We start from the raw sequence: 8,719 nt of genomic DNA, 5'->3' as shown, positions 1-8,719 counted from the left end.
CGGGAACGCACCCGGCCGCCACCCGCTCAGTGGTCTCGCTCAGTGATCTCCCGGCCTACTTGCAGCCGTTCGCCTTGCCCCAGTAGGTGTAGGGAACGAATCCCGGATACAGCCACCACCACTGCAGTTCGAGGCAGTGGTGGACCTTCTGGGCCCACTTGGCCTTCTTCTCGATGAAGTACGCGTCGATCGAGAGGAAGTTGAGCGCCGTCGCCTTGGCGATCTTCAGCAGCGAGGCGATGGTGCCCGCCTTGCCGCTCAGCCCCGCCCAGCTCTCGGCCTGCACCGTCTCGTGCTTGTTGAAGCGGATGCGCAGACCGTAGTAGTGCCAGGAGAACTTCAGGCGTCCGGTCAGATCCAGGTCGTTCACCGGATCGCTCGGGTAGGTGTAGGCGTCGGAGTTGCCGCCGTACACGGGGTCCTGGCTCAGGAACCGGCCGGTGGCCGGCGAGTAGAGCCGCACGCCCATCAGCACCGCGCCGCTGAGCGTGTCGGACGAGCGCTGGTGAGCGCCGAGCCACCCGTAGGCGGCGCCGCCGGAGGCGTCCTGCGTGTTGCCGTACTCGTCGTAGTGCTGGACCGTGGCGGCCACCGAGGTGTCGAGCGGCTGGCGCACGACGACGTCACCGTGCAGGTCGGTGAATTGCAGGACGACGTTCCCGCTCTCCGACGTGGTGGCCGCGAGGCCGCCCAGCACGTCCTTGACGTTACGGCTGACGCTGGTGCCGGTGGTGCTCCAGGTGGGGCTGTCGCAGCCGCAGCCGTAGTGGTTGGTGACCGTCCGGCCGGTGCTCCACGTGCCGTCCGTGCCCTGGGTCTGGGTGGTCTGGACGGCGAGGCGGGAGGCGGCGTCGAGGCTCCAGGTGGTGCGGGTGGAGCCGACGGTCTCGGAGGCGACCAGGTCGTTGGTGTAGTACGACAGGGCCGTGCCGCCGCTGGTGGTGGTGCGGCCGAAGGCGTCGTACGCCAGGCCGTCGCCGACCAGCCGGTCCGCGGAGTCGTAGCCGTACGACGTCGTGGTCGTCGTGGCGTCGGCGGTGCCGCTGTCGCAGTCGTCCGACGTGGTCTTCAGCGAGGTGCGGTTGCTGTCCCCGTCGAAGGCGTAGACCCGCGTGGTGCAGCCGGCGCCGGTGGTGTCGGCGGCCTGGGTGAGGCGTCCGGCGCTGTCGTAGGCGTAGGCGGTGTCGATGCTCGGGCCGGCGGTCTGGGCGTGCGAGAGCCGCTGCCCGGTCGCCGAGTACTGGCCCGTGTCGGAGGCGACGACGGTCCCGTCCGAGGCGCTGTACTGACGGCTCGTCTGGTTGCCCGCCGGGTCGGTGGCGACGGCCAGGGTGTAGCCGCCGGGCAGGGTCTCGCCGGTGAGCGTGCCGTCGGCGTCGTAGGTGGCGGTGAAGGTGCCGGCGACGGAGTCCGTCAGGCTCTGCACGTTGCCCGCCGTGTCGTAGGAGTACGTCACGGTGGAGGGCGCCGAGTCGGTCGTCTTCACGATCCGGCCGAGGCTGTCGTAGGTCCGGGTGGTGGTGTTGCCCGAGCCGTCGTCGTAGGCCGCCAGCCGGCCGAGGCTGTCGTAGGTGTAGGCGACGGTCTGGCCGCCCGCGGACTGGGCCGCCACCTGCCCGTTGTCCGGGTCGTAGGTGACGGTGGTGGCCGGGGTGTCCTTTCCGGTGCCGCCGGTGACGGCGCTCCTGACGGGACGGCCCGCGGCGTCCGTGGTGACGGTCGTGGTGCGGGTCACGCCGTTGGCGGTCTCGGCCTGGGTGGCCGGCCGGCCCCAGCGGTTGTAGGTGTAGACGGTGGTGACCGCCTCGCTCGGGTTGCCGCCGCCGTTGGTGATCGCGGCCGCGGGCGCAGTACGGCACAGCAGCCCGGCCCACTCCGGACGGGCGCCGCAGGTGCCCGAGCCGTCCGCGGTGTAGTAGGTGTAATTCAGGGTGTCCGCGTCGGAGCCGGACGAGCCGGCGGTGCGCGTGGAGGCCACCCGGCCGGAGCTGTCGTACGACGTCACCGTGTCCGTGGTGGCGCCGCCCACCGTGGCCTGCTGCCGGCCGGTCGACCAGTCGTAGGTGGTGGTGATGGTGGTGGTGTCGGCGTCCGTGGCGTAGCCGGCCACCGTGGCGCCGGTCACCGTGGTGGTGACCAGGTCCGAGACGGCAGCGCCGGAGGGCCGGTTCTCGTCGTAGGTGTACGCCGTGTGGGTGCGCGCCGGGACGACGCTGCCGGCGGGCAACGTGCCGCTGGCGCCCTTGAGTTCGCCGCTGAGGGTGATGCGGTGCAGCGGGCCGTACTGGTCCAGCAGCCGCTTGCCGTCGGCGGAGTACTCCGAGACGGTGGCGAGCTGCCGGGCCCGGTCCGCGGTCGGCAGGTCGGCCAGGCCCAGGGCGGCGAGCTTGTCGGCGGCGCCGGCGGCGGTGCCGAGGGCCAGCTCCCGGTTGGCGGCCGTCAGGCTGCTGACCTCGTGGCCGTACTCGTCGTGGTCGGCGGCGGTGAGGGCGCCGCCGGGTGTCGCGGAGTTCGTCTCCTCGCCGTCGGCGTTGACGTAGGTGAGGGTGGCGCGGGTGTAGTCGCCGGCGGCCAGGGAGCCGCCGGTGCTGGAGGCGGGGACGCTGTCGGCCGGGAAGACGGCGGTGGCGTCGGTGGGCGCCTCGGTCTGGCCCCAGCCGGCGACGGTGTCGGCGTCCATCTGGTGCGGGGCGGCGCTGCCGGTCAGCGGCACGTCGTAGACCACGGTGGTGGTCGCTCCCTGCCGCGTGGCGCTCAGCAGCATGCCCGCGCCCGCGGTCAGGGCCGAGCCGGCCTTGCCGTAGGTGAGGGTCCACGCCGCTTCACCGGGGTTGGTGAGGGTGGCGACGCGGCCGTCGGAGTCGTAGGTGTACTGCGTCTTCAGCGCGGGGCTGATGCGCGGGTCCCAGACCTGGCGGAGCCGGCCGGAGCCGTCGTAGGCGTAGTCGGCGACGGTCTCGGCGGTGGCGGCGGACGCGCCGGGGTCGGTGGCCCACAGCTTGACCGCCTTGACCTGGCCCTTGTGGTCGCCCGGGGCGGAGTCGGTGCCCGTCGTGGTGTCGGCGTAGACGAACTCCAGGACCCGGCAGCCCTTGGTGGACGGGTCGCTCTGGCAGGTGGCGGCCGGGACGCCGGTCGTCGGCGAGATCACGTACTTCGGGCGGGCCAGCCTGCCCGTGTCGTCGGTCTCGGAGGCGACGGTGACGGTGGAGTCGGACACCGACGTGGCCGACGAGGACAGCGTCCAGGTCGGGACCGCGGCGGCCGTCTTGGCGAACACCGTGGTGTCGGCGTCGGTGTCGGTGAGCGTGAACTTCGCGTCGGACAGACCGCCCGTGAGGGTCATGCCCTCGGCGCCGGTCTCCGGCTGCCAGCCGCCGCCGGAGGTCGCGGTGAAGGCGATGGTGCTGCCGTCCGCGCTGAGCACCTCCACCGAGGTGGCGGAGGTCTTGCGGACCTGCGTGTAGTCGCTGTCGGAGGCGGCGACGGCGGAGGTCCAGCCGGGGCCGAAGATCTGCGCCTGGCCCTCGCTGTCGTTGGCGTTGGCGCGCGAGGAGTACGTGCGCTCCACGTCGGCGGCGAAGGCGGAGGCGTCGGTGGCCGACAGGGTGTAGTCGCCGGTGAGTTCGTTGACCGTGCCGGGGCCGACCTCGGCGGTCGGGGCGGTGCCGGCGTCGCGGTCGAGGGTGACCTCGACGGTCTGCGAGTGGCCGGTGCCGGTGCCGTCGGTGAACGCGGCCCGCAGCTGGATCACGCCGTCCTCGGCCAGCGAGTCGACGGTGTTCCACACCAGCTTGGTCGCGGTGCCGCCGCTGACGGCGACCGGCCAGGAGGACACGGAGTTGCCGGAGGCGGTGACGTCGCCCACGGGCACGGTGTGCCAGGAGTCGGTCTCACCGCGCCGGTACTCCCAGGTGACCCCGGTGTAGCTGGTCAGGCCCTTGGCCGACAGGGTCAGGCGGCGGGCGGTGACGTCGCCGTCCTGCGGCGAGAGGACCGCCGCGCCGTCCGCGCCCACGCCGAAGGAGTACGTGGTGGTGGCAGAGGAAAGGTTTCCGCCGGAGTCGACGGTCCGGGCGTACAGGGTGTGCCAGCCGTTCGCGGGGTCGATGCCGATGGTCGCCGCGTCACCGCCGGAGCCGTCGGTGGTGTCCAGCTTCTTGTTCGGCAGGCCGCTGTCGTCCAGCCCCCAGTAGTAGCCGGCGCCGTCGGTGGAGGTGGTGTCGAGCGTGCAGGACACCGCCGAAGAGGCCTTCGCGGTCCAGCCGTTCTCCTCGTACGTGCCACAGCTGACCGTCGGGGCGGCCGGCAGCGCGGTGTTCATCACGAACGTGGTGTACGACGACCAGGCGCCGTAGTCCGTGCCGTCGTACGCCCGCACCCGGTAGCGCAGATGGGTGCCCGCGGGCAGCGCGGAGGCGGACGGGACGGTCAGCGAGGCCGTCGAGCCGGAGGCGACGGACGCGGACGTGCCCGTGTAGGAGTAGGTGGTGTCCGCGTAGGCCGGGTCCGCGGTGATCTCGAACTGGCCCTTGGTGCCGGACCCGTCGGGGTCGGTCACCTTCGCCGACAGGGTCGGCGTGAGCGAGGTGACGTACCGCAGGCCGTTGTAGGCGTTGACCTGCGAGGGCGAGATCGCGAGCGAACCGGGCACCGACGGATAGGAGTTGTAGGTGACCGTCAGCTTCGGCGCGTAGCCGGAGGTGGTGTAGTTCGCCGAGCGGTAGCGCCGCCAGGTCAGGGAGTCCTTCTCGTCCGTGCCGTAGACCATCAGCCCGTAGTTGGGGCTGCCGTCGGCCCAGGCCTGCACGATGGCGTCGATGTCCCAGTTGGACCAGGCCGCCGGGCAGGAGGAGTCGTAGCCGTGCGGCACGGTGTTGACGACCGCGCCGGTGCCGGTGGACGAGGGCCGGGTGGCCCAGGTCACCGAGGTCGACGACCAGGAGGTCGTGACCCGGCGGACCGTGGTGCCGGAGCCGGAGGTGGAGCACGTCGACGAGTAGTAGTTGTAGAGGGCGAAGTTGGTGTCGGTGATGTGCTTGCCCGCGAACTTCGACACGTCGAACTTCAGGTAGGAGCGGGCCAGGTCGGAACCGGAGTCGTAGGTGCCCGACTTCAGTTCCTGCGAGGAGACCTGGGAGTCCGGGTAGTCCGGGGTCTGCAGCCAGGTGTCCGTGGTCACCGCGAGGGTGGTGGTCGGATCGACCGTCACCGGGTAGGTCGCGTTGGCCAGGAAGTCCTGGTCGGGCGTGAGCACCAGGGTCTGCGAGCCGTCCGCGGCGGTCTCGATCTCGGTGGTGACCTGCTCCTGGTGGGCGGACTCCCCGGACGCCCGGTCCTCGGAGGCGTCCCACATCATCGGCGCCGGGGCCTCGGCGACCAGCTTGCCGTCGGTGTCCTTCAGCAGCAGGTGGCCGGAGCCGGCCTGGGAGAGCTTGAGCCCGTCCAGGTCCAGCGGGATGCGGAACCGCGTTCCCGTATCCGGCCGCCTGGCGAGCTTGACGATCTCCGAGAAGCCCTGCGCCAGCGCGGTGACCGACAGGGTCCGGCCGCCGCCGAGGTCGTAGTCGGCGGTGCTGCCCTTGACCGAGGGGGCGGGCAGCTTGTCCTGCCAGCCGAGCCCGAAGGTCTGCCGGCCCCTGGTCACCGACGCCAGGTGCCGGTCCCCGCCGTCGGAGACGGCGATGTCCGCCACGGCGGCGTCCGGGGTGAGATCGGCGCCGGTGTCGGACAGCGCGGTGTCGATGTCCTTCCAGGTGTCGTCGCGCTTGACCCGGACCGGTCCGGCGTACGCCTCCGTCTGGAGTTCGCCGGACGGCAGCGCGTAGGTGGTGGAGTCCGCCGTGCGCTCCGACAGCACCTCGATCCAGCGGTGCTGCGTCCGCGCCATGAGCAGGGCCGCGGCCTCGGACTCCGCCGACGAGGCACGCTTCTGGGCGTGGTGTGCCGTCGTGGGCTGCTCCGTCGTGCCGGACCCGGCCGCGAAGGCGGCTCCCGTCCCCAGTGACACCAGCGCGGCCTCCGCCGCCAGGACGGCGGCCACGGTCAGGGCCGTCGGTCTCAGCCGGGTCACTCTGCGTGGCGACCCCGTCCGCCACAGGTTGTGTCTCTTCAACACCCCTCCAACAACCGGTCGGGGGCGCGGTCGCGCCCCCGAGTGCGGAGTGAGGGAAGTGCAGCTGTCTGTACTCCAGGTGAACGACACCGCTCTGACCAGCGCGAACGCGGCCTCAGATTTCGCTCAAGTCTCTTGTGTCCGGAGTTTCTTGACTCGTTCATGACCCGTTGGGGCGTGCGGAATCCGTGCCACCGCCGCGTGAAATCCGGACAAAGGGCGCTCGATCAGGCACGGGCCTTCTCACCCGGCCCTCGCGGAAACCTCACGAAACCCGCAATGATCCTTTACTGAACCGTGATCGGCGGCGTCCACGGACGCCCGTCCATCAGGTTGCCGAGCCCCGCCCAGGCGAAGTTCATCAGGGTGGCCGCCGCCTGCCGCTCGGTGACTCCGGGGGTGGCGTTGGCCCAGGCCGCGAGGGATTCGGCGGCGCCGACCAGGGCCTCGGCGAGCCCGGCGACCTCGCGCTCGGGCAGGTCGGGGTCGCGGTGCGCCTCACGGGCGGCGACGGCGATCAGCTGTGTCACGAACGCGACGATCTCCTCGCGCATCGCCGTCACCTCGGCGGCGAACCGCTCGCCGTGCGTGCGGGCCTGGAGGTGCAGCACCGACCAGCCGTCCGGGTTGCGCCCGGTGTGCGCGAAGAACGCCCGCAGCCCTTCCCAGAGTTGGCGGTCGGCCGGCAGCTCGCGGCGGACGCCGGCCCGGACGGCCTGGACCAGCGCGGTGGCCTCGCGGCGGATGCAGGCCGCGAAGAGGTCTTCCTTGGAGTTCAGGTACAGATAGACCAACGGCTTGGAGACACCGGCGAGTTCGGCGATCTCGTCCATCGACGCGGCCATGTACCCGCGCTGGCCGAAGATGCGCACGGCCGCGTCCAGCATCTGCTGCTCACGGACGGCACGCGGCATGCGCTTGGTCTTGACGGCACCCATGGGGGCAAGAGTAGTTGGGCACCCGGGTTCAGGGAGCCCCCGCTACGACGCCTGTCCCTGCGCCGGGGACGACTGCCCGCGCGTGCGCGCCGCCTCGTCGACGGCCTCGTCCTCCTGGCTGCGGTTGGCCTCGATGCCGGCCTTCATCCGCTCGACCCGCTCGGCGATCCGCACCGAGGCGCGGTCGCGCTCCCGGCGCAGCACCACGAAGCTGATCGGCGCCGAGATCACCAGCGCGAGCAGCACGATCCACATGGGGTTGGATGCGCCGAGGCCGCGCGGGACGATGCCGGAGTAGACGAGGCCCCAGACGACCACGAGGCAGCCCGCGAAGATCCCGAGGCGCATCAGCGTGTAGCGGAGCATCTCAATCCACTCTTCCGTCAACGGTACGAACGTTCCCAAAGGCCATCGTCCAGTGAAGCACGCCGGGCTCCCGATCTTGCAGCCGGGGGCGGGCCCTTTCGGTCTGGCCGAGCGGCAGCAGCATGATGACGTCGTCGCGGTCGTCGCCCGGGGCGACCCGGATCGCGCCGGGGACGCGGCCGACCTCCTTGTAGCCGCAGGAGCCGTAGAAGCGCTCCAGGCCGAGGCCGCCGCGGCAGGTGAGGCGGATCGCCTCGATGCCGTCCAGGCCGCGGGCGGCGTCCTCGGCGGCGGCCAGCAGGTCGCGGCCGTAGCCCCTGCCCTGGTGGCGCGGGTGCACCATCACCGTGTACAGCCACAGCCAGTGCGTCATCAGCCGGTGCGTGTTGAGGGTCAGGAACGCCGTCGCGGCGACCCGCCCGTCCTCGTCGTGCCCGACGAGGAGCCGGGTGCGCCCCTCCGCCATCGCGACCATGTGCCTGACCAGTTCCGGCCGGATCGTCTCCGCCGTCACCGGGGGCACGAAGCCGACGGAGCCGCCCGCGTTGGAGACGTCCGTCCACAGGTCGAGGATGCCGTCGCGGAGCTCGGGAGTGACGGCCGGGTCGAGAGTGAAAGTAAGGGACACGCTGGAATCGTAACCCTTACGCCAGCGCGCGTGCGGCCACTTTCAGGTCCGACACAAGCCCCTGGTAGGCCGCCTCCCGATCGTCCGAGCGCAGAACGGACGACGGGTGAACGGTGGGCACCAGCCGCTCCCTGCGCCCGTGAATCTCCTCCTCCAGCACGGTCCCGCGCACCTGCGTGACCCGGAACGACGACCCCAGCAGCGCCTTCCCGGCGGTGGCCCCGAGCACCACGATCAACTCCGGCTCCACCACGGCCAGCTCGGCCGCGAGCCAGGGCCCGCACGCCGTCATCTCCCGCAGCGAGGGCGCCTTGTGAATGCGCCGCTTACGGGGTTCGGCCCGGGTGAACTTGAAGTGCTTGACGGCGTTGGTGACGTACGCCTCGGCCGGATCGATCCCGGCCTCGGCGAGGGCCCGGTCGAGCAGCTTCCCGGCGGGCCCGACGAACGGCTTCCCCTGCCGGTCCTCCTGATCCCCGGGCTGCTCTCCCACGAGCATCACGCGGGCGTGGGCGTCACCCTCACCGAACACGGTCTGCGTCGCGTCCCGGTGCAGGGGACAGCCCCGGCACCCGGCGGCGGCGCGACGCAGGGCGGGGAGCCCGCCCCGCTCGGGAACGAAGGGCTCTGCGGTGAAGCCGTCCTCGGGTGCCTTCCCAGCCATGCGGCCAC

The 8,719-nt window shown here is 71.7% G+C and carries 4 protein-coding genes and 1 pseudogene; all 5 read right to left on the bottom strand.

The window, feature by feature from the left end; genetic code table 11:
• Positions 1–55 precede the first annotated feature (55 nt).
• Positions 56–6,073, bottom strand: a complete 6,018-nt coding sequence (locus ACYF6T_RS31910; protein WP_461700825.1) for a DNRLRE domain-containing protein — start codon at positions 6,071–6,073, stop codon at positions 56–58.
• A 329-nt stretch (positions 6,074–6,402) separates the two neighbouring features.
• Complete coding sequence (locus ACYF6T_RS31905; RefSeq protein ID WP_461700824.1) at positions 6,403–7,053, bottom strand: TetR/AcrR family transcriptional regulator; 651 nt, start codon at positions 7,051–7,053, stop codon at positions 6,403–6,405.
• Between the two features lie 42 nt (positions 7,054–7,095).
• The gene (locus ACYF6T_RS31900) at positions 7,096–7,419 is read right to left on the bottom strand and encodes a DUF4229 domain-containing protein (protein WP_461700823.1); all 324 of its coding nucleotides are present in this window, start codon (positions 7,417–7,419) and stop codon (positions 7,096–7,098) included.
• Between the two features lie 106 nt (positions 7,420–7,525).
• Positions 7,526–8,047 (bottom strand): annotated as a pseudogene (locus tag ACYF6T_RS31895) (GNAT family N-acetyltransferase); the annotation flags it as partial.
• 16 nt (positions 8,048–8,063) lie between these two features.
• On the bottom strand, positions 8,064–8,711 hold the full coding sequence (locus ACYF6T_RS31890; RefSeq protein ID WP_461700822.1) for a UdgX family uracil-DNA binding protein: 648 nt from the start codon (positions 8,709–8,711) through the stop codon (positions 8,064–8,066).
• Positions 8,712–8,719: the final 8 nt, after the last annotated feature.

The sequence above is a fragment of the Streptomyces sp. 7R007 genome (assembly GCF_054850255.1).
Note: the sequence above shows the minus strand (reverse complement) of the source record. Positions and strands in the feature narration are given on the sequence as shown.

What these genes read in the sequence shown, in the direction of transcription:
- ACYF6T_RS31905 (WP_461700824.1), bottom strand. Translation starts at nt 7,053, where the DNA reads ATGGGTGCCGTCAAGACCAAGCGCATGCCGCGTGCCGTCCGTGAGCAG.
- ACYF6T_RS31900 (WP_461700823.1), bottom strand. Translation starts at nt 7,419, where the DNA reads ATGCTCCGCTACACGCTGATGCGCCTCGGGATCTTCGCGGGCTGCCTC.
- ACYF6T_RS31890 (WP_461700822.1), bottom strand. Translation starts at nt 8,711, where the DNA reads ATGGCTGGGAAGGCACCCGAGGACGGCTTCACCGCAGAGCCCTTCGTT.